General features: G+C 59.3%; 17 protein-coding genes and 3 pseudogenes. 14 read left to right on the top strand and 6 right to left on the bottom strand.

Annotation, left to right across the window (positions count from 1 at the left end; genetic code table 11):
• The first annotated feature begins 65 nt into the window (after positions 1 to 65).
• From HEP73_RS06440 to HEP73_RS06405, 8 genes and pseudogenes are all read left to right on the top strand, one after another.
• Complete coding sequence (locus HEP73_RS06440; protein WP_185822557.1) at positions 66 to 1913, top strand: glycoside hydrolase family 35 protein; 1848 nt, start codon at positions 66 to 68, stop codon at positions 1911 to 1913.
• A gap of 95 nt (positions 1914 to 2008) precedes the next feature.
• A complete protein-coding gene (locus HEP73_RS06435; protein ID WP_185822556.1) occupies positions 2009 to 2581 on the top strand; it encodes a hypothetical protein in 573 nt (190 codons plus the stop codon).
• A pseudogene (locus HEP73_RS06430) lies at positions 2577 to 2777 on the top strand (beta-galactosidase); the annotation flags it as partial. The gene HEP73_RS06435 and the pseudogene HEP73_RS06430, both read left to right, overlap by 5 nt.
• 678 nt (positions 2778 to 3455) lie before the next feature.
• Positions 3456 to 4010 (top strand): SMI1/KNR4 family protein, encoded by a 555-nt coding sequence (locus HEP73_RS06425; protein WP_185822555.1) that lies wholly within the window; start codon positions 3456 to 3458, stop codon positions 4008 to 4010.
• A gap of 18 nt (positions 4011 to 4028) precedes the next feature.
• A pseudogene (locus HEP73_RS06420) lies at positions 4029 to 4541 on the top strand (beta-galactosidase); the annotation flags it as partial.
• A 315-nt stretch (positions 4542 to 4856) separates the two neighbouring features.
• The gene (locus tag HEP73_RS06415; RefSeq protein ID WP_221899383.1) at positions 4857 to 5489 is read left to right on the top strand and encodes a hypothetical protein; all 633 of its coding nucleotides are present in this window, start codon (positions 4857 to 4859) and stop codon (positions 5487 to 5489) included.
• Between the two features lie 517 nt (positions 5490 to 6006).
• Complete coding sequence (locus HEP73_RS06410; protein ID WP_185822554.1) at positions 6007 to 6678, top strand: hypothetical protein; 672 nt, start codon at positions 6007 to 6009, stop codon at positions 6676 to 6678.
• A gap of 67 nt (positions 6679 to 6745) precedes the next feature.
• Entirely contained in the window at positions 6746 to 7420 is a 675-nt protein-coding gene (locus HEP73_RS06405; protein ID WP_185822553.1) for a hypothetical protein, read from the top strand.
• Positions 7421 to 7428: 8 nt separating this feature from the next.
• Here the strand turns inward: HEP73_RS06405 and HEP73_RS06400 are convergent.
• Positions 7429 to 7701: pseudogene (locus tag HEP73_RS06400) on the bottom strand (IS110 family transposase); the annotation flags it as partial.
• A 143-nt stretch (positions 7702 to 7844) separates the two neighbouring features.
• Between HEP73_RS06400 and HEP73_RS06395 the strand changes: the two are divergent.
• From HEP73_RS06395 to HEP73_RS06375, 5 genes are all read left to right on the top strand, one after another.
• Complete coding sequence (locus HEP73_RS06395; RefSeq protein ID WP_185822552.1) at positions 7845 to 8399, top strand: AbiU2 domain-containing protein; 555 nt, start codon at positions 7845 to 7847, stop codon at positions 8397 to 8399.
• Positions 8400 to 9065: 666 nt separating this feature from the next.
• The gene (locus tag HEP73_RS06390) at positions 9066 to 9566 is read left to right on the top strand and encodes a hypothetical protein (RefSeq protein WP_185822551.1); all 501 of its coding nucleotides are present in this window, start codon (positions 9066 to 9068) and stop codon (positions 9564 to 9566) included.
• A complete protein-coding gene (locus HEP73_RS06385) occupies positions 9563 to 10006 on the top strand; it encodes a hypothetical protein (protein WP_185822550.1) in 444 nt (147 codons plus the stop codon). Before HEP73_RS06390 ends, HEP73_RS06385 begins: the two co-directional genes overlap by 4 nt.
• A 447-nt stretch (positions 10007 to 10453) precedes the next feature.
• Complete coding sequence (locus HEP73_RS22745) at positions 10454 to 10702, top strand: SymE family type I addiction module toxin (RefSeq protein WP_185822549.1); 249 nt, start codon at positions 10454 to 10456, stop codon at positions 10700 to 10702.
• A 38-nt stretch (positions 10703 to 10740) separates the two neighbouring features.
• Positions 10741 to 10974: a hypothetical protein gene (locus HEP73_RS06375; protein WP_185822548.1), complete on the top strand. Its 234-nt coding sequence runs from the start codon at positions 10741 to 10743 to the stop codon at positions 10972 to 10974.
• 94 nt (positions 10975 to 11068) lie between these two features.
• Here the strand turns inward: HEP73_RS06375 and HEP73_RS06370 are convergent, their stop codons facing one another.
• The 5 genes from HEP73_RS06370 to HEP73_RS06350 all read right to left on the bottom strand — a co-directional run bounded on the left by HEP73_RS06370 (position 11069) and on the right by HEP73_RS06350 (position 17631).
• The gene (locus tag HEP73_RS06370; protein WP_185822547.1) at positions 11069 to 13651 is read right to left on the bottom strand and encodes an XVIPCD domain-containing protein; all 2583 of its coding nucleotides are present in this window, start codon (positions 13649 to 13651) and stop codon (positions 11069 to 11071) included.
• 35 nt (positions 13652 to 13686) lie between these two features.
• Positions 13687 to 14325, bottom strand: coding sequence for a DUF1629 domain-containing protein (locus tag HEP73_RS06365; RefSeq protein WP_185822546.1), 639 nt, complete (start codon positions 14323 to 14325; stop codon positions 13687 to 13689).
• Between the two features lie 161 nt (positions 14326 to 14486).
• Positions 14487 to 15182, bottom strand: a complete 696-nt coding sequence (locus HEP73_RS06360; protein WP_255423695.1) for a hypothetical protein — start codon at positions 15180 to 15182, stop codon at positions 14487 to 14489.
• Positions 15183 to 15391: 209 nt separating this feature from the next.
• Positions 15392 to 16546: an MGDG synthase family glycosyltransferase gene (locus HEP73_RS06355; RefSeq protein ID WP_185822545.1), complete on the bottom strand. Its 1155-nt coding sequence runs from the start codon at positions 16544 to 16546 to the stop codon at positions 15392 to 15394.
• Positions 16547 to 16806: 260 nt separating this feature from the next.
• Complete coding sequence (locus tag HEP73_RS06350; protein WP_185822544.1) at positions 16807 to 17631, bottom strand: DUF5694 domain-containing protein; 825 nt, start codon at positions 17629 to 17631, stop codon at positions 16807 to 16809.
• Positions 17632 to 18094: 463 nt separating this feature from the next.
• Between HEP73_RS06350 and HEP73_RS06345 the strand changes: the two genes are divergently transcribed.
• Positions 18095 to 19432, top strand: a complete 1338-nt coding sequence (locus HEP73_RS06345; protein WP_185822543.1) for a sensor domain-containing protein — start codon at positions 18095 to 18097, stop codon at positions 19430 to 19432.
• The last annotated feature ends 46 nt before the right edge of the window (positions 19433 to 19478 follow it).

The raw sequence follows: 19478 nt of genomic DNA, 5'->3' as shown, positions 1-19478 counted from the left end.
CCCGAGGCCACCCAGAGCCGCTCCTACAAAAAAAGCCCAACGTCACCACCGCCAGAGACCCCCACATGCTGCGTAGCTCCCTGTCCGCCCTTGCCCTGTCGCTCCTGTTGTCCCTCCCGGCATCCGCACAGCCGACGCACGCAGCCACGCCCTGGCCCGCCTTCGCCACCCAGGGCGAGCACTTCACCCGCGACGGCAAGCCGTACCAGATCATTTCCGGCGCCATCCACTTCCAGCGCATCCCGCGCGCCTACTGGAAGGACCGCCTGCAGAAAGCGCGCGCCATGGGCCTGAACACCGTGGAGACCTACGTGTTCTGGAACCTGGTCGAACCGCGCCAGGGCCAGTTCGACTTCAGCGGCAACAACGACCTGGCCGCCTTCATCGACGAAGCCGCCGCGCAAGGCCTCAACGTCATCCTGCGTCCCGGCCCCTACGTCTGCGCCGAGTGGGAAGCCGGCGGCTACCCCGCCTGGCTGTTCGCCGAACCGGGCATGCGCGTGCGCAGCCAGGACCCGCGCTTCCTCGCCGCCAGCCAGGCCTACCTCGACGCCGTCGCCGCGCAGGTCAAACCCAAGCTCAACCGCAACGGCGGCCCCATCATCGCCGTGCAGGTCGAGAACGAATACGGCTCCTACGACGACGACCACGTCTACATGCAGGCCAACCGCGCCATGTTCGTCAAGGCCGGCTTCGACAAGGCCCTGCTGTTCACCGCCGACGGCGCCGACGTGCTGGCCAACGGCACCCTGCCCGACACCCTGGCGGTAGTGAACTTCGGCCCCGGCGAAGCCGAAAAAGCGTTCCAGAGCCTGGCCAAGTTCCGCCCCGGCCAACCGCAGATGGTGGGCGAATACTGGGCCGGCTGGTTCGACCAGTGGGGCGACAAACACGCCAACACCGACGCCACCAAGCAGGCCAGCGAATTCGAATGGATCCTGCGCCAGGGCCATTCCGCGAACATCTACATGTTCGTCGGCGGCACCAGCTTCGGCTTCATGAACGGCGCCAACTTCCAGAAGAACGCCAGCGACCACTACGCCCCGCAGACCACCAGCTACGACTACGACGCCGTGCTGGACGAAGCCGGCCGGCCCACGCCCAAGTTCGCCCTGTTCCGCGACGCCATCACCCGCGTCACCGGCGTACAGCCGCCCGCGTTGCCGAAGCCGATCCGCTTCGCCGACCTGCCCGCCACCCCGCTGCGCGAATCCGCCTCGCTGTGGGACAACCTGCCCACGCCGGCCGCCACCACCGACACCCCGCAACCGATGGAGCGCTACGGCCAGGCCTACGGCTACATCCTCTACCGCACCACCGTCACCGGCCCGCGCAAGGGCAGCCTGTACCTGGGCGAGGTGCGCGACTACGCCCGCGTCTACGTGGATCGTAAGTTGGCCGGCAGCGCCGAGCGCCGCCTGCAGCAGGTGGCCGTGGACGTGGACATCCCCGCCGGCACCCACACCGTGGACGTGCTGGTGGAAAACGGCGGCCGCATCAACTACGGCGCCCACCTGGCCGACGGCCACGCCGGCCTGGTCGACCCCGTGCTGCTCGACGGCAAGCCGCTGACCGGCTGGCAGACCTTCCCGCTGCCGATGGACGACCCGAGCAAGCTCACCGGCTGGACTACCGCCAAGGTCGACGGCCCCGCCTTCCACCGCGGCACCATCAAGATCGGCACGCCCACCGACACCTTCCTGGACATGCAGGCCTTCGGCAAAGGCTTCGCCTGGGCCAACGGCCACAACCTGGGCCGGCATTGGAAGATTGGGCCGCAGCGGGCGTTGTATTTCCCCGCGCCGATGCAGCGTAAAGGCGAAAACAGTGTGATCGTGTTCGATCTGGATAGTGCGGCGGATGCGCGCGTGCGTGGGCTTAAGGGGCAGGTTTGGAGTTCGCCGGGGAATTGAGCATCCCGGAACGCGCCATCCAATCTATCTGGATGGCGCGGTATCAAATCAATGCAAATTTCCCGTCGAATAGCAGTTAGCCATACAAGCCAGCCATGCGCGAAGAACTCGTTGTCATCTACCAGAACGGCACAGTAACGCCTCTCGTGCGAAGCGATAAATATTCGCCCAGCGTATTTGGCGGCCCGCTGGAAGCAGAGATCAGTGGCAACAGGTTTGCGACGCCACTGCACCATATCGCCACCGTCAATCACAACCAACTCCAAATCCTCAGCGAACCTCAGTGCATACGGGAAATACCTCTCGTATACGGGCTTTTCTATAGCGGCTGCGTGCTTGAGTACACATTCGAGCAAGGCAACATTGCTGTTCAGTCAATTGAGCCGAAAGAACCAACCGAGAATTGGCCCTACGCCAACTTCCCGGTTCTACTGCCGTATGTTCCGCTCGAGGTCGGCACGGTAATGGCTGAGTCATGGGAGCAGTTCTTGCGCCGGGCACCCAACTTACCTGGAGAGCAGCCATCTGAAGTTGTGGCACTGGTTCCCCCACCCGCAACACTCGGCTTCTCCATGTGGGGGCGCGACGGCGACGCGGAAGGCGTCACCATCGTGTTCGAGTGTTCGCTCAAGGAAAAGCGTGTCGCTGCTTACAACGTGTGCGGCTAACGGCAAAGGCTTCGCCTGGGCCAACGGCCACAACCTGAGCCGGCACTGGAACATCGGGCCGCAGCGGGCGTTGTATTTCCCGGCGCCGATGCAGCGTAAGGGCGAGAACAGCGTGATCGTGTTCGATCTGGATAGCGCGGCGGATGCGAGCGTGCATGGGGTTAAGGGGCAGGTTTGGAGTACGCCGGGCGGCTAAGCCCTCCCACGCGCCGCGCTATCAGATGCATTCGAATGGCGCGGCATTTCGGTCGTCCACCGCTCTCCAACCGACAAGTCCAGGAGTTCGACGATTTATGCAACCCAAAGCGCTATTTCTTGTCGTCGCTGCAGCCGTCTCGCTCACTGGCTGCGATGGATTCTTCAAGAGCAGGATTGTTGTATCGGACACTCCAGAAACCCGGAAATCGGTGGTAGACGCAGTTCGCAAGTATGCGATGGACGAGGGCTTTTCCTGCTCTTACCGAGAGGGAGCGGAACTCTTCTGCACCAGGACGCCTGTGCTAGTCATGGTCACAGTGCAGTCCGGCCAGATTGAGGTTTGCTACGACGCCCGGATGGCTGCATTCGAGAACGAAAAGTTCATGAGACGCATGGACGTGCTTAGAAAAAGGGTTGCCGTTGCTACAGGCCAGGCAAGGCTAGCCGCTGGACCACAAGACCTGCAATGCACCCCACTTTGAGCCCCACAACGGCCCTGCCGAAACGCGAGACATCCCTTCACCTGATTGGATACCGGCCGAAGATCCACTCGACGATCGCATCGAATCTGTCTCGATCGAGCAGGTGTCCACGATCGGCCTGGAGTTGAAGTCGCCGGCGACATTGGCCACGATCTGATGAGCAGGACACCTCAAAGCAAATTTCAGGAATCGCAATGCACGAACAATGGAACCGAATTGAAAGCCGCCTCGCCGAACTCGGATGCCTCGATGCGATCGCATTACGGCAGGGCACGGATCTGGCTGCGCTTCATGGCTTAGAGCACCACCTCGGCGTGGCACTGCCGGATTCGGTCAAGACTTTCTTGCTGACACACGACGGCCAAGACGGACCACGCCTCTTCTTCGGTCAGCAGCTTCTGTCAGTCGCTGGAATTCGCGCGCAATGGGACACCTGGCGCTCCATCGACGAAGCTGAAATGAACGCCGATTGCGCCGAATTCATGCGCTCAGACCCTGAAGGCGCCATCAAGCCCATGTACTGCAATCGAGCATGGATACCCCTCACCCATGATTGGGGTGGAAATCATCACGGCTTGGACTTCGACCCAGATATACAGGGCCATTCCGGTCAAATCATTGCCTTCGGTCGCGACGAAGACACAAAGGTACGCCTGGCGTCCGACTTTCAGAAATATGTAGAGGCATTAATTGAGTGGCTGCAGTCGGCCACGTGGGACGGCGAGTGGTTGGAGAACGCCGCTGCCTAACAGTTCATTCAGTTGGACGGCAGCGCCGAGCGCCGCCTGGAGCAGGTGGCCGTGGACGTGGACATCCCCGCCGGCCCCCACACCGTGGACGTGCTGGTGGAAAACGGCGGCCGCATCAACTACGGCGCTCATCTGCCCGACGGCCGCGCCGGCCTAGTCGACCCCGTCTTGCTCGACGGCAAGCCGCTGACCGGCTGGCAGACCTTCCCGCTGCCGATGGACGACCCGAGCAAACTCACCGGCTGGACCACCGCCAAGGTCGACGGCCCCGCCTTCCACCGCGGCACCGTCAAGATCGGCACGCCCACCGACACCTTCCTGGACATGCAGGCCTTCGGCAAAGGCTTCGCCTGGGCCAACGGCCACAACCTGGGGCGGCATTGGAACATCGGGCCGCAGCGGGCGTTGTATTTCCCGGCGCCGATGCAGCGGAAGGGCGAGAACAGTGTGATTGTGTTCGATCTGGATGGCGCGGCGGATGCGAGTGTGCGTGGGGTTAAGGGGCAGGTTTGGAGTGCGCCGAGCAATTGAGTTATCCGCGGAACGCGCTATCCAGTAAGTCTGGATGGCGCGGGATCAAACAACTTGTCTACAAATTAAGGCCGCCGGCGGTTCCGCCGAGTGGCCTTCAACTTGTGACGGCCGTCAACAAGTGGTAGCGTCGGTCTGGTGCGGGGATGCACTGGGGAATGGCCGTGGGGTTAGACGCAAGGATTGTGCGGCAGCGTGACTTGCGGAAGATCAAATTCAGGATGCGTGCTGCTCCGACAGGTAGCGGTATCGGTGCGCTACACATCTGTTTTACACACCATTTTTTCGCCGAACAGTAGTTAGGCCACCCAAGCAATGTCTAGCCCACGATTCAAAGCAACCCGTAGTGATGGCAGCGACGCTACTTCAGAGTTGCTATCTTTCGCCGGAGCAATTGGCCTCGAATCAGTCGTCGCGGGCAGATATAGTTTTTTGCTTTTGCTTGAACTATTTGGCGCAACTCAATCTGAAATGCTTAATCCGGCAAAAGTCGTGAGCCAAATTCGAGTTTTGGAGGGCGTTGAGGCGGCTAGAGGATTAAAAGCAGCCACCCCGTTCAAGCACCCGCCACTTCAAGGACTTTGGCATCAGCACTACCTTGAAGACGGGTTACCAAGCATGGCTCGCAATATTCAAAAAGGCATCGGTAAATTTGGCCTTCCGTGGTTTAAGCAAAAGATTGCAGACGCAAAAGCCAGTGGCGAAGAAAGGTATGTCACGGAAGCCGATGTAGTGCAAATTGCACATGATGCAGTCGTGTCCAACTGGGAACGCCTTATAAATAACGAGGCGCTTACTGGCGAATGGCTCATTTTTGCTAAGCACGAAGGAAAGAACTACTATCTCAGCCTCGGAAAACACAATAGTGGCGATGACCTGCTGCGCTCTCAAATAAATGCAGTTTGCTTACAAGAGTTTCCATTTTTGCAAAACATCCTAGATGCATAGTTGTCGCAGCCATCGGCCTAACATGGCGCTCAACCTCGCCCCCTTCGGTCACTGGACGCTGCGCGATAAAGCCGCGCAGCGCCGGTTAGCTCTACGTTAGGCATCATAGGACTCAGTCATGTCACTCACAGAATCCGAAATTGAAGAACTCAAAAGGCGAACCAAGCAGTTCGCTGAGAACTATCCCGACATGGAGAGCCTAATCACATGCGGGAAAGTAAAATACAAATCTGGCTGGTATCAGATCAGCGATTCGGCAACTTTTGATCTTGTAAAGGACTATGTGACGGGTCTCAGGTCGTCAAATGATGGAAAGCTTCACGTCAAGTTGTCCAAGCCAAGCAAGCGACTTAAGTCACTAGCGGCCAAGTTGTAGCCGTGGCAATGATGCCTAACAGTTCAAGCCGAACCCACATCGGGCCGGCGCCAGAGTGTGCGCCTTCGGCTATATTCGCACCCAGTCGTCGCCCCGCTGCGGGTCGGCTTAATTCAGGCGTTAGAGCACTCAGGACACGTCATGGCTTCTGACAAGCTGGAACCACCGAAGTACAGCAAAGGCGACACCGCCCACGCCTTAACTAAGGCTGGCATATCGGCAATTCCAATAGTTGGAGGCCCAGGCGCTGAGCTGTTCCAGCACATTGTGCAACCGCCACTTGAGAAACGGCGCATTGAGTGGATGGAGTATGTAGGCGAGAAGCTCATTGAGTTAGAGCATCGCGGCGTTGACATTGGGAAGCTCAGCGAGAACGAAGAGTTTGTTTCGGCTGTTCTGCATGCTTCGCAGCTAGCAGTTCGCACTCACCGTCAAGAGAAGCGAGAGGCCCTTCGCAATGCTTTGTTCAACATTGCTTCTGGCAAGGCTCCCGAGGAATCCATACAGCAGATATTTCTTGAGTACATCGACGTCTTCTCAGACCTTCACGTGCAGCTACTCAAGTTCTTTCAGCAACCTCCAGACACGTCGAATGTAATGATGGGGGCGCTGTCGTCCGTAATAGAGCATGGGATGCCGAACCTAAGGGACAAAAGACAAGTGTACGGACAGGTATGGAACGATCTTGTTGCACGCGGACTTGTAGACAACGTCGGGTTGCAAGTGATGATGACTGGGCAGGGCTTAGTCGGGAAACGTACCACCGCCATTGGCGATGCTTTCCTTGACTTCATATCAGAGCCCGCGCTCTAACAATTCAAGCCGAACTGGCCTCGCCAGCCGGCTTAATTCGGGCGTTAAACCTAAAGGATGGAACTTCATGCCAGTTACTGATTTTAAATCAAAAAGCAGATTCGATGTATCTGAATATTTCAAAAGCAAGGCACTGGAAGATCTTGACGTATCAGAGCTAGCGTACGCCCACCTAAATCGCTTGAACGGAAAAGTCCACCTATCAAACTGCATAGTTTCATCCAGCCTGTACGACCTAATAGAAACAGCCCAGTCATCCTTCAATAATAACAGAACCAGAATATACACCCCACTCCTTTCATGCTTTGCAATACTAGATCAAATTGGAGGCGCATATGGCAACCACTCGAATTCGACGCAATATCAAGCGGGCATCAAGGTTGCCCTCGCCACATTCAGCAAATATGACAAAGATGAGATCGAGAAACTTTATTCGCTGAGAAACGGGCTGTACCATGATGGCAGCTTGGTTAACATAAGCAAAAACGGGAATGCCAAAGTAGTTTTTCGCTTATCCCCTGAAGCATCGAGCACCATCACCCATCCGACTACTGAATGGGACGGGATTTATCACGACTCCGTAACTCAGTACATCACAAAGATAAATACAAGAAAATTCAAGGAAGATATCGAAGATATAATTGAGCGATGCGCAACAGAGTTGCTCAATGGCACATTGACGATAAAAATAAGTGATCCACGTGAATTCTTTTATAAATTCCTTTTTGCATCACCACTTTAGGTCTAACAATTCATGCCGCTGCGCTGCTTGCGGAAGGGTTTGACGAACTGGGCGGCCATCAGCCGCGGCACCAGCCCCAGTTCCAGACACCGCCGCGCCCAGTGATGGGCACCGGAAAACGCTTCCATGGCCACCACGGTTCCCGGCGCCAGCTGCGCCAGCCAGGCGATGAACGCCTCGCGCCGCAGTTCGCGACGTTGCAGAACGTGGCCGCCCTCGTCCATGCTGCACGTGGAAAACAGGAGCTTTGCCAGGTCGATGCCGATGGTTATAGTGCCCATGGGAGTCTTCTCCGCTGCGTTGATTGAGGTGCAAACCAATCATGGCCCACGAGGCCGAACGGCTGGGCCGTCGGCGGGGAAGTCTCCTTTTTACTCATTCAAGCCGACGCCTTCCGCGCGGCTTACTTAGGCGTCAGGTCTCAATGAGCAATAAGGTCGTGAAGTGGAAGAGGTGGCTTGACGTGGCGAGTCACGACTGTGCGAACGTACTCCTTAGTAGAGACATGTTTCGCGATCTGCACAGGATGATAGAGAAAAATCCGAAGATGCAGCAGGCCGACTACTTTCACGAGTACATGGAAGATACGTATGTAGCGCACGTTCTAATGATGGTTCGGAAACATCTAAAGCGTAGTTCAGACAGCATCTCTCTAGCTGCACTAGCAAGTGACTTGCACGCCAATAGGGCGGTGGCGCCAGACACTAATTTCACTGATGAGATTCGGATAAAGCTCGACCAATTCGAGCAGAACGCAAAGAAGCTTGAGAGCTTTGCGGACCGTGTAATTGCGCATAGCGACAAGAGAAAGCCATCCTACACACCGACTTTCGATGACGTTGAGAAGGCCATCGACGCAATGGATAAGCTTTGTGTCCAGTGCTCTTCTGCACTCGCCGTTGACTACAACGCAACTTGCAAACCGACAGTGCAGTACGGCTGGTTGATGATATTCAGGGAGATGGGCATTGAGACCTAAAAAATTTCTTCCAAGCCGAATCCGCTTCGCGGCTCGGATTAATTCAAGCGCCGGACCTAAAAGAAGATGAATTCATACCTGAGCGCATTACTACAAGGGTCAACGCCCATAGCTCTATGGGGAGCGGTGCTTTCCACGCTGCTTGCTATAGTCAAGATTTTGGAGATCTGGCGCGCGCGCGTTCGAATCGAAGTTGGGTACAAATTCACGAGCGACGAATACATCGGAAACGAGGTAATCATTCGTAACCTCGGCGCCACTCCGCTGATCATTACGTACTGGGAGCTTGTATGGTGCAAGCGCAAGCTTTTCAGGTGGGAGCAGTCCCACAGCATGGATTCAGAGGAGAACATTGAGGACATTAAGCTTGGCGCGCACTCCAGCGTCAAGCTATCCTTCGCCGAGATCCAGCATTTCAGTACCAGCCCAGCGGCCCTTAAGGGGCGCACAATCTACCTGCGGTTATACCTTGCTGGCCGGCCTCGCCCAATCAAACGGAAATTATATGAGTAATGGTGCCAGACCAATAATCGCATGCAGCCTACGTCTTTGCCTTTGCTGCGCCACGGAAAATCCGCGACTGATGCGCGGCGCCAGTCCTCAACAGACTTCTTCAGGATATACAGCCCATTTTTCACAGCGCGACTTAGCTAAGGCACCAGGACCGTGATCAATCAAAAATTTAACCGTGTGAAAAATAAAATCAAGGTATACGCCGCTTTCGCCTTTGCAGGGTATTTTCTTCCGACAGCCGCCTCGGCAGCTGAGGTCCCGATGTCAGCTGAATATGCATTTCAAAAGGCTTCTACGGTGCTCATTGACATGGGTGCTATGCCAACCTTCCGAGACAAGGAGCTTTTGATCATTAAGACCGATCCGGTGCAAGTAAAGCTTACACCTGATCAAGCAGATTGCGGAAAGATGTTCGGCATTCCATACCTGAAAGACAAGCGCACCAAGACTGCCGCAACCTATCAGGTAGTCATTAAGCCTATTGATGAAACCAGTTCAGATATTTCTGTAAAGATCACACTCGACGGATACATGGACGTCAATGAGGGCGCGCCGTTCTTCATTGAAAAGACCCGAGACAAGAACAAGGTTCTCACATGCTCCTCCAAGGGGTGGCTGGAGGCACAACTCATCGAGCACGTTCAGGCACCATGACCCACGGCTCCGCAGGCTTGGAGGAACAACCGATGATGGAAGGGAAGAGCAAGCTCGATCGTAAAAGGTCGCTAGCGAACATTGTTGTTCAACATCTCATGTCGCTAGGTCACACAGCATCGGTCGTGGAAGGCCGTACAAACTCTTGCGGTCACAAGGACAAGATTCTTGTCGACAGCTCAATAGGTTTCGTGCACCTGACAGCTTCAAATAACTTGGAGCCTGGCGGCAGTATCCTTTCATCTGACATTGAGGAGGGGAGTCAGCAATTTCTTGCAGATAAATCGTTTGTGGCCTATGGCTGGAACACAAAGGACCGGCGAACTATAGTCATGGTTGTGCCGATAGCCGCCGTCCTCGGCAACAAGTCAATGACTAAGGACCAGATCAGGTCGGCCAGCATTCGTGAGTACAGCCTAGTACTTAGGCAGAGCGGCTGACAATTCATTCAAACCGAACTCGCTAAAGCTCACCTTCGCGTTACAGCCCAAACCAAGTTGACATCCATAAAAACCAGTAGCACCATTCCCTCCAAGGAGCGTAGAAACTCCTCACACAGCGGCACCCACCTCCGTCAAACCGGTGGGTTTTTTGTGCCTGTTCGCAGGCACACTCCGACGCGCTGCCTGCGTCGGGAGGGCGGCGAATACAACACCCTTCGGGGAAATAAGCCCGCCGGCTGTGTGCGGTTTCTAACCTCCCGACATCCCGTCGCCGTTCGGCGCGGGTTCCTGTCTGCCAAGGAGGCTGTGCCATGCGTCAACCGTCCCCGTAGCGTCCCCACCCGCCCCACGCCTGCCCGCAACCGTGCAACGCGCCAACCGAAGCCCGGTCCCGCGCCCGAGCCGGCCGGCTTCCTGCGTTACATCGAGCCACCGTTCACGCCGATGATGTCGGTTGAAGACGCCGCGGCCGCCATCGCCGCCGAGCTGGCCCGCCCGCCACGCGCGCCCCGCCGCCCTCGCCCGCCGCAGACCTGCACCGTGGGCTGCGGCCACTCCGCCAGCGGCAAGCGCACGCCCGCGCTGCGCCTGGGCGGCCGCTGGATGGAGGAACTGGGCTTTGCCATCGGCAGTACGCTGCGCGTGCAGGTGCGCGACGGCGAACTGGTGGTGAGCGTGGCCCGCGAAGACTGACGCGGCCATCGCCCACCACGCACCGGAGGATCGCTGAGATGGCGTGCAACCGCTTTGTCTTCGGCATCACCCTCGACCAGGCCGATGCGCTCGACGGCCTGATCCGCACCATCGCCGCGCATGGCGACATCCTCGCCGCCGGCACGGCGCCCTATCTGGATCCCCGCACGCTGCCCGCGCTGGGAGAGGCCATCTACACCGCCGCCCGCGCGGCGCGCGGCATCCTGGATCAGGTGGGCGCGCAAGCGCTCAAGGACACGACCGCCCGGTAGGCGGTGAACCACGCGGCGAACGGAAACAGGGCCCTTGTGCTGCGGGGTCCGCTCCCTCGCAACACGCACCGCAGCGCCACGCCGGCAGCCGCCCTCACAGAGACCGGCTTGGGCCTGCCTGCTGTTGCGTGGTCTGCTGCTGCGTCATCTCCACCTGCTGCTGGCGCACCTGCTCCACCTTGATCTGCTCGGCCTGCACCAGGCTCTGTTCTGCTGGCTGCTGGGCCGCCTCGCGCCCATCCACGCGGGCGTGGAAGAACGGCAGCTTGTCGCCGAACGGCGCGTAGACCGCCAGCACGCTCTCGGCCCCATCCTTGCCCAGCGCGCCAGTGACCCGGTCCACCCGCTTCACCAGTGGGTCCTCGGCCTGTTGCTTGTAGAGCGCGGCGGTGACGTTGCGACTTTCCTCCTCGTTCCAGTTCCCGGTTCCGCTGACCCAAGAATGGATCGTCTGGTAGGTGGAGTGGTCTGAATGCGCGGGATTGTCGGCCAGCATCGGACCCTGCGCGCTCTTCTCCTGCGCCGGCTCGGCCTCCTGCTGCTTGCTGCGGCCCGGTGCGGTGACCAAGACCGTGGCCAGCGTCGGCACGTGCGCCACAGCAGACTGGCTCAACTCAGCCTTGGCCTGGCGCAACTCCTCCGGGGTGGTCAACGCGACTTGGTGGGCGACCCCGTCCTGTCCGATCTGGTAGTGAACAATCGGGCTGTCGTAGCCGTATTGCCCCTGCTCGTTCGGCTTCAACTGCTGCATCATCGGGCCGGTGAGGCCTTCGGCTTCCTTTGTCCGCTGGGTGGCAAGCTTCACCGCCTCCAAGTTGTTTTCCTGGGCGTTGAGGTCGACGCCGGCGGCGCGGTAGCGATGCAGGAGTTCGTTGTGCTCCATCTGCGCGGCCGTCGGCGCGGGGCGCGCTTCGATGGCCGCCAAGGTTTCTTGGGCACGCTCAAGGGACGGCTGGCGCATCTGGTTGGTGAGCTCCAGCTCCACCGCAAGGTTGCCACTGGCCACCCCGTCCTTCCCGGCCCATTGCCCCTCAGCAGTGCGCTGGTAAAGCTGACCGTCGTGGCCTTGCATCTGATCCTGCTTGGCCCGGGCATTCTCCACCGCGGCGGGCACCCTCACGCCGTAGTCCTGCCCGCGCTGGGCGGCATGGCTTTCCAGATAGGCCTGGGCGATGGCCTCGCGGCCGGTGGCGACGTTGTTCTCGATGCGCGCCAGGGCTTCCTGGTTCAGGCGCTGCGCCTGTTCCGGTGTAGCGGCCTGCGGCTCATAGACGCCATGATCGTTGGCACCCGACACGCCTGTCTTGACCTGGCGCTCCCAAGACTCGGTGGTCGGATTGCGCTGCCAGTTCTGGTTGTCGAGGCCCGTCCGGTCGCCGGCCTGGGCCGGGAGATTGAACGGATCCTGCGGCGGGGGCGCTTTGCCCAGCGCGAACTCGGCGGCCTTGGCATTCGCCATGGCGCCCAGCTCCTGCGATTTGACGTAACTGGCTCCCACCGGTCCCTGAGCAGGAGTATCGCGCCCATCGGGCGTGCGGTCGAACGCGCCTTGGCGCTCCCAATCCCGCCCGTTGAACTGCCACTCCACCCCGGCCTTGTCGGCCTGGTGGAAGATGTCGCGGTTCTCGTTGAGGTCGACGGCCTTGTCGAAGGCCTTGCTCATCAAGATGGCATCGCCCACCACCAGCGCCGAGGGCACGAACCCGCTGCTGCTGCCCAGCGCAGCCGCCGTCGCCGCACCGCCGGCCCAGCCACCAACGTTGCGTGCAATGGCGTGATCGACCTCCGACTGCGCGGCCGTGGTGTTGCCCTGCTCCATCAGCGCCGAGGCGGTGCGCGCGGTCATGACGGCGTCCGCGCCGGTCGCCAGGAGTCCGCCGGCACGGGTCAGGCCGCGGGCGGACGCCTCGCCCATCAGTAGCTGCATGGCGACTTCGCCGCGCTGGCCGCGGGGAACACGGAGGTTGCGTGCAGCTTCCTCGCCCAAGGTGTTCTCGATCACCGCCACGCCGCCCGGCGACAGGGTCAAGCGGCCGTCGTGGTAGGCGTTTGAGATGGCCTGGGATAGACCATGGCGCTGGAGTTCGACCGCGCCACCACGGGTCAAAGGATTGGGGACGCTCTGAATGTGCTGGAGGGTACTCACCACACGGCCTTCGGTGTGGGTCACCGCTACCCAGCCGTGATCAACCGGCGCGTAGCCTTGCAGGCCCTGGAGTTGCGCTGCATTGGCCTGCCCATACGCAACTTCGTTGCGGAAGAAGTTCTGGACACTCGGACGGATGTCGTCGGCTCGAAGACCAAGCGGCGCGTTGGTGTGCAAGTCTCCGTTGACGAGACCCACGCGCACTGTGTCGCGGAGCGTTTCCACGCGGCCGGCGATTCTTCCCAATGCATCTGGATCGCCTGATAGGGCCTTCATACCGTCAGGGGTTTGCTCAAGGCGCCCCAAACGATCAATCAGCCCATTCTGGTAGTCGGAGATGGGCCCACCACTATGCGGCGTGGTGCCCAAGGTCTTTGCAAACGCTGGATCGGCCGGTAGAAAGATCCGGTTCTCGGGAGAATGGATGTCGAAATACCCTGCGCCCGATAGCGCCTTGAGAAGCTGGTTTCGCTCCAGCGTCTGCTGCTCAATGGCGTGATGGTCTTGGAAAACAGGCCCGTTTCGAGGCATGAATTAGGCTCCTTCCTGGTCGCCGCTCTGCACTGCTAGATGTCCGAAGCGTCGATGAACCACAGGCCGTCGGCGTCGGTATTGGTCTCAATGCCTGCTGCAGCGGCTGCATCCTTGAATACTCGGTCGCAGAAGATCCTACCGGTGTAAGGCGTCTTAAATACATGCGCCGAACCAAGTCGTTCGCGATCGAACGTGATGCTTGCGCCGCCGGTCAGGTCGTAGAACTTGCCGTTGACGAAGTCTTCGGTGGTATCGATGAAGAGATTGGACGCTTCTTCGTTCAGCGCATCAATTTCTTGGATTACATCGCAGAGCAGGTGGCGCGGTCCCTTCGAGCCGTCGGCCAAGCGGTAGTCCACCTCTGCGAACGCAAACGCGTTGGAATCGACCGAGACCATGACCTGATGAAGTCGTTCCGACACCAACCAATAACCACTGAAACCGGGTTCCAGGTCTTTTGGCGGAAGGCCTTTGCTGGGGTTGTAGACCAAACGTGGGGTTTCGCACAGCGGCGGGAAGCCGCCACCTTGGGGCTTCAGAATCAGGCGCGGTGGCGACAGCAAACGGTCGAGGTTCTCAAACACAACGCCATTCACTGGGCCATTGATGGTGCCTGCTTCGAGGATGAAAAACTCCCCGGGCTTAGGCTGGTTGTGCGTTGTCGATTCCATACGTTACATCCCGTCCGCGCGCCTCTCGGCTGGTCAGGAAAAGCTTAACTCCAACGTCTGGCCCGGTCCAACCCATCAGGTGACCAAATCGCCCTAAGCACCTGCGTGCGCATGCCGGCTACTTCTCCAGATCTTGCAGCAACCTGTCGATATCGCGCTGGTCAGCCATCGCGCGGCTCCATTTCCAGGGTCACGATAGAGACGCAGCGCGGCGCCTCTCTCTGATCCGTACGGGCGATGACATACAAGCCAAGATTGCCGGCGGCCGCTCGATCGAAGTAGACCTCGGGCTTGAAACCCGGCGCATTCTTGCTGATGCCGAACCCTGCCGCGACCAACTGGTCATGTAGCGGCTTGAATGCGAACGCGCAGGCCTCCGACGGGCGCACCCTGATCTCGATGGTATGCCCGGGATGGCGGGCATAGGGCTTCCAAATGGCGATTTCGTAGCGGCCTGATCCGAGTGTTCCTTGGGCGCCGGTTCGCCGTCCTTCCGTGTCGGGTCGAAGCTCCAACCCCATCACTTGAGCGACATTTTCCGGCGCCATATCGGCCTGGGATTGAAGCGACTTCGCCACCTGAGCAATGGCTTGGAGCAAGGCGCTCGGCGTCAGTTCCGGGCCTTGCGGCAAGGGGGCAAAGCCTTCAACGGGGTTAGCCGCTGCACTGGCCTGATCGGCAGCCCGATCCGCGCTCTCCGCAGCCTTGTCCTGCTCGGCGAGCAACTCGGCCGTACTGGGCGGGCGTTCGTCCGCGGCCTTCTCTTCGGGTCGTTTGGCATCCGCTGGGATTTGCGTACAGGCCAACAGGCCCAACGACACCGCCAGGGAAACAACACTGCGAATCAGCAAGCGCAAGCTGGGCCTCCTTGTGGCTGAATGTCCGCAGCCAACCTAAGGGCTCTGGTTTCAGTCTAACTTTCTTTCTTCCAGAAACTGGGTAAGGTTGACTTCCTAAGTGAACGCGGCTCCGTTACAGCCCCTCGATCTGCACCTCGATCTTGGCGAAAAAGAACGTCATCACAAGTACCCAGGCCAGGTAGACCAGTGTGCGACGGATGGGCGCTCTATCTGCGGCCCGCATCATGCGGCATGCTCTGCAGCACACGTTGAAGCACCGTCGCTGCGGCCTGGGGCTTGCCGAGCGCAAGGCTGCACGCGGCCATGGTTCGCAATTTCGGCCGATCGGCCATCAGCCGTTCGACCTTGTAGTCAAGGCCAATGGCATCGTAGGCCAGCCATGCTGCGCCTTCTTCCATCAGGAAGCCGGCGTTGTGTTCTTCTTGGCCAGGGATCGGCGAGATCAGCAGCATCGGCTTGCCCAGTGCCAGGCACTCGGACACGGTGAGGCCGCCGGGCTTGGTGACGACCAGATCGGCAGCTGCCATGAGCTTGTGCATCTCGTCGGTGAAGCCCACCGCAATCATCCGGCCCGGATGGCGAAGCGCCAGCGCCGACAGCCTGGCGTGCGTTTCGGCATTGCGGCCCGCCACGGCGATTACCTGGAAATCGCTTGCCATGCCCAGTGCACGTTCGACCATGCTCGCAAGATCGCCAACGCCAGCGCCGCCCGACGCCATCAGAAGCGTGGAACGCGATGGCTCCAGACCCAGGGCGGCCGCGCAAGCGTCGCGCTCCAGCGTCGGCGCGTCAGGCTTCGAGAATGCTGGCATCACCGGAATTCCTGTGACGTGCACACGGTCGGCCGGAATGCCGCGTGCACGAAGCCGGAACGCGACCTCTTCGTTCGCCGCCAGGTAGCCGGTCATCTCGGGAACGAGCCACATGTTGTGCAGATCGTAGTCGGTGATCTGCAACCAGACGGGATAGTTGAGGTCAGCGTTTCTGCGTTCGCGCATCAGCAACTCGGCCGGCAGGAAGTGGGTGCAAATCACGGCATCGGGCTTCGCGTTTCGAATCTCGCGCAGCAACGCGCCGGTGCTCAGTCGCTCGATACCGCGGCGCAAGCGCTGCGACGCCGCGTGGTGCGGCGTGACGTCGCTGCGCTGATGCAGATACGACCACAGTTCGGGCGCGCGATTCACGAGCTGGATGTACCAATCGGTGTAGATACGGCGGAACGCCCCCGACACATGGGCCATGGTGTCGATATGTACAGCCGTGCACGAGGGAGCGAGAGAGGGCGCGGCGGCAGCAAGCGCCTGTGCTGCGCGCACGTGGCCATTGCCGGCGCTTACACTGAGGATCAGAACTTTGGTCATGGCTGGAGTCGGCGTGGTCGGTGTCGGGGATGAAACTGGGAAAACAGGGCGCAGAGTCTGAGGCATCCCCAGCTTTAGTTCTTGGCAATCAACATTGTGCAGCGACCTTGGTTTGCAAAAGCGCCCGCATGGCGCATCTTCACCGTTACCACACCAATGAGGATCGCCAACAACGGGGCCAGAGGAAATATCCATTTGAAGCACATATTCCTTCTGGCCCCACTGTTGAGCCCCGCTGTTGCCCTTAACGCCAGGTCGACTTACGGCACCAGATACCCGTTCACGTCCTCGGCGGTGCGCTGCATGTCGATCGCCAGCAGGTCCTTGAGGATCGCCGTGTGGCCGGATCCGGCAATCACCAGCAAACGGTGGCCGGGTTGCGCGGCCTTCTGCACGTTGGCATACATGCGGAAGTTGCGGTGCCACCAACTGGCCGCAGCGTCAGCACCGACAAAGCTGCCACCGGCATCCACCGCATTGGTGCTGATGTAGAGATTCTTGTTTTCGCGGTCGCGTGCGGGATCGTTCGTCAGGCGCAGCAGCTCGGCCAGCGGCAACGTCGATTGCTCGCGGTCGGCGCGCTCGGAAAGATTCTTGAACGTGGCATCCATCGTCGCCTGCATCGCCGGGTCGTTCGCCTTGATGTAATCGAACATCGGATCGGCCTCCCAGCCGACTTTACCTTCGTCGAAGCACGTCACTCCCGCAATCCCTGAGGCTTTGGCGACGCGGAAACCGATTTGGTGCACTTCGTTAGCCGGCAGGGTCGACTGGCCGTCGCGGTAGCGGGCAAAAGCGGCGTCGTATTTCGCCTGCTCGGATGGATCGCATTCCACCAGCACGTCGGTGGGACGGAACGCGGCTAGCCGCGCGGCAAGACCCGCGAGGTAGGCCTGATTGTCTTTCGACATCACGTCGGAGACCTTGAACTTCACCATGTCCCGCCCCGGATTTTCGAAGTGGAACGAGCCAAGCATCATCACTTTCGCCGGAGTGACGGGCGTCTGCGTCGCAGCGACAGCGAGCGCGGGCACCGTGGTCAGGCAAGCGGACAGAGCGGCGACAAAAAATCGGTGGGCGTTCAAGGTGCTTGCTCCAGGACGGTAAAGCCGATAGCGGCTCCGGCATTAAAGCACTCGTTCGCGCGTTGGGCATAGGGGTTGCTGTTCGCCGGCCTGGGCAGACGAAAAGCCGGCACGCCACCTCGCCGTTGTGCCGCTGCTTCTGTTACGACGCCCAAAGGACTCCGCGCTTTGCCGGCTACCCTCCCGCGCACAGCGCATCCGCAGGGCGACAGAACAAGCGCTCGCCACGGCTCAGACGATGCCGGGATGCTCGCACAGGGTCAGCGTGCACTTTCCTCTGAGATGCCGGGCGACACCCGGGAGATCCAGCCGGGATTGGCATGGCATGTGCGATCCCCCGCTCTGAGCTGGAACCAGTGCCGCACCTCCAAACGAAGCACCCATCCAGCAACCTCCTGTACCGGGGCACGCCAAGCGCACTCTGTCCCCGGCTTTCCTAGCCATTCAGGCCTTATAATTCTTTATGGAACCCAATCCCCACGCGCCGTCAGCCAGCTTTATCGATCTTATGATGGATGCCGTTTTTGCGGTGGATATTGAAGCCCACGTCGTCTTTGCGAGCGCTTCGTGCGAGCGAATTTTCGGGTATACGCCGAAGGAAATGATCGGCAAAAACATGTTCGACATGATGCTGCCTGAAGATCGCGAACTGACCCGCAACTCTCTGGTGGCGGTGATGGCAGGCCAGCCTCAGCTGCATTTCGAGAACCGGTACTTGCACAAGACTGGGAAAGTCGTCCACATCATGTGGTCAGCGCGCTGGTCGCCGGCCGATCAGTTGCGCATTGGCGTTGCGCGCGATATCACCGAACGCAAGCGATCCGAATCCTTGCAGTCTGCGCTCTACTCCATTTCCGAAGCAGCGCAAACCGCGGAAGATCTTCTCAAGTTATTCCAACGCATCCATCAGATCGTCGGCACACTCCTGCCCGCAGATAATTTCTCCGTGGCGCTCTACGACGATGAAACCGACCAACTCAGCTTCCCCTATCATGTGGATGAGCATCTGCAAACGCCAGAGCCTTTCAACCTGATCCCGGGGACGCTCTACGCCGAGATTATTCATACCGGCCAGCCGCTGCTGCTGACACCTGAGACGATGGTTGATCGCCTGAAAGTGCTGCGTCTCTCCTTTGGCAGGAATCCCTTCTCCTGGCTGGGTGTTCCACTCAAATCGCAGAAAGGGACAATTGGCCTGCTCATGGTCAAAAGCTATCCTGGTGGCGTCTGCTACAGCGAACAGGACCAGGAATTGCTGCAGTTCGTCTCGACTCAAATTGCCGCCGCCATCGAGCGCCAGCAAATGCAGGTTCGACTGCAATACATGGCGCAGTACGATCAACTGACCGCACTTCCCAATCGTGTTTTTTTCCACGATCGTCTGAAAGTTGCGCTGTCCGCGGCACGACGAGAGCAGGGGCAACTGTCTTTGCTCTATCTTGATCTGGATAAATTCAAACAGGTGAACGATGCACTGGGTCATCGCATCGGGGATCTATTGCTGAAAGAGGTCGCTATACGCCTGAAGCAATGCATTCGCGAATCGGACACCGTTGCTCGCGTCGGTGGCGATGAGTTTGTTGTTCTGCTCCGCGGGACCTCTTCACCGGAGAACGTAGCGCGGGTGTCGGAAAAAATCCGCGACGCTTTCGGTCATCCCTTTATTCTGGACGGCCACAGTTTGAACATCGCGCCGAGCATTGGGATCGCGCACTATCCTGAGCACGGCAATGACGAGCATCAGCTTCTCGAACATGCCGACAAAGCGATGTATTTTGTCAAAAATGTCAAAGGGAATTGACGGGTATCTGTCCACCATTGCGTGCCCGCATGCCAAAGCGCTCACA

It is taken from the genome of Xanthomonas sp. GW, from assembly GCF_014236815.1.
Taxonomy (GTDB): domain Bacteria; phylum Pseudomonadota; class Gammaproteobacteria; order Xanthomonadales; family Xanthomonadaceae; genus Xanthomonas_A.
This window is presented reverse-complemented; position numbering and strand designations above follow the sequence as displayed.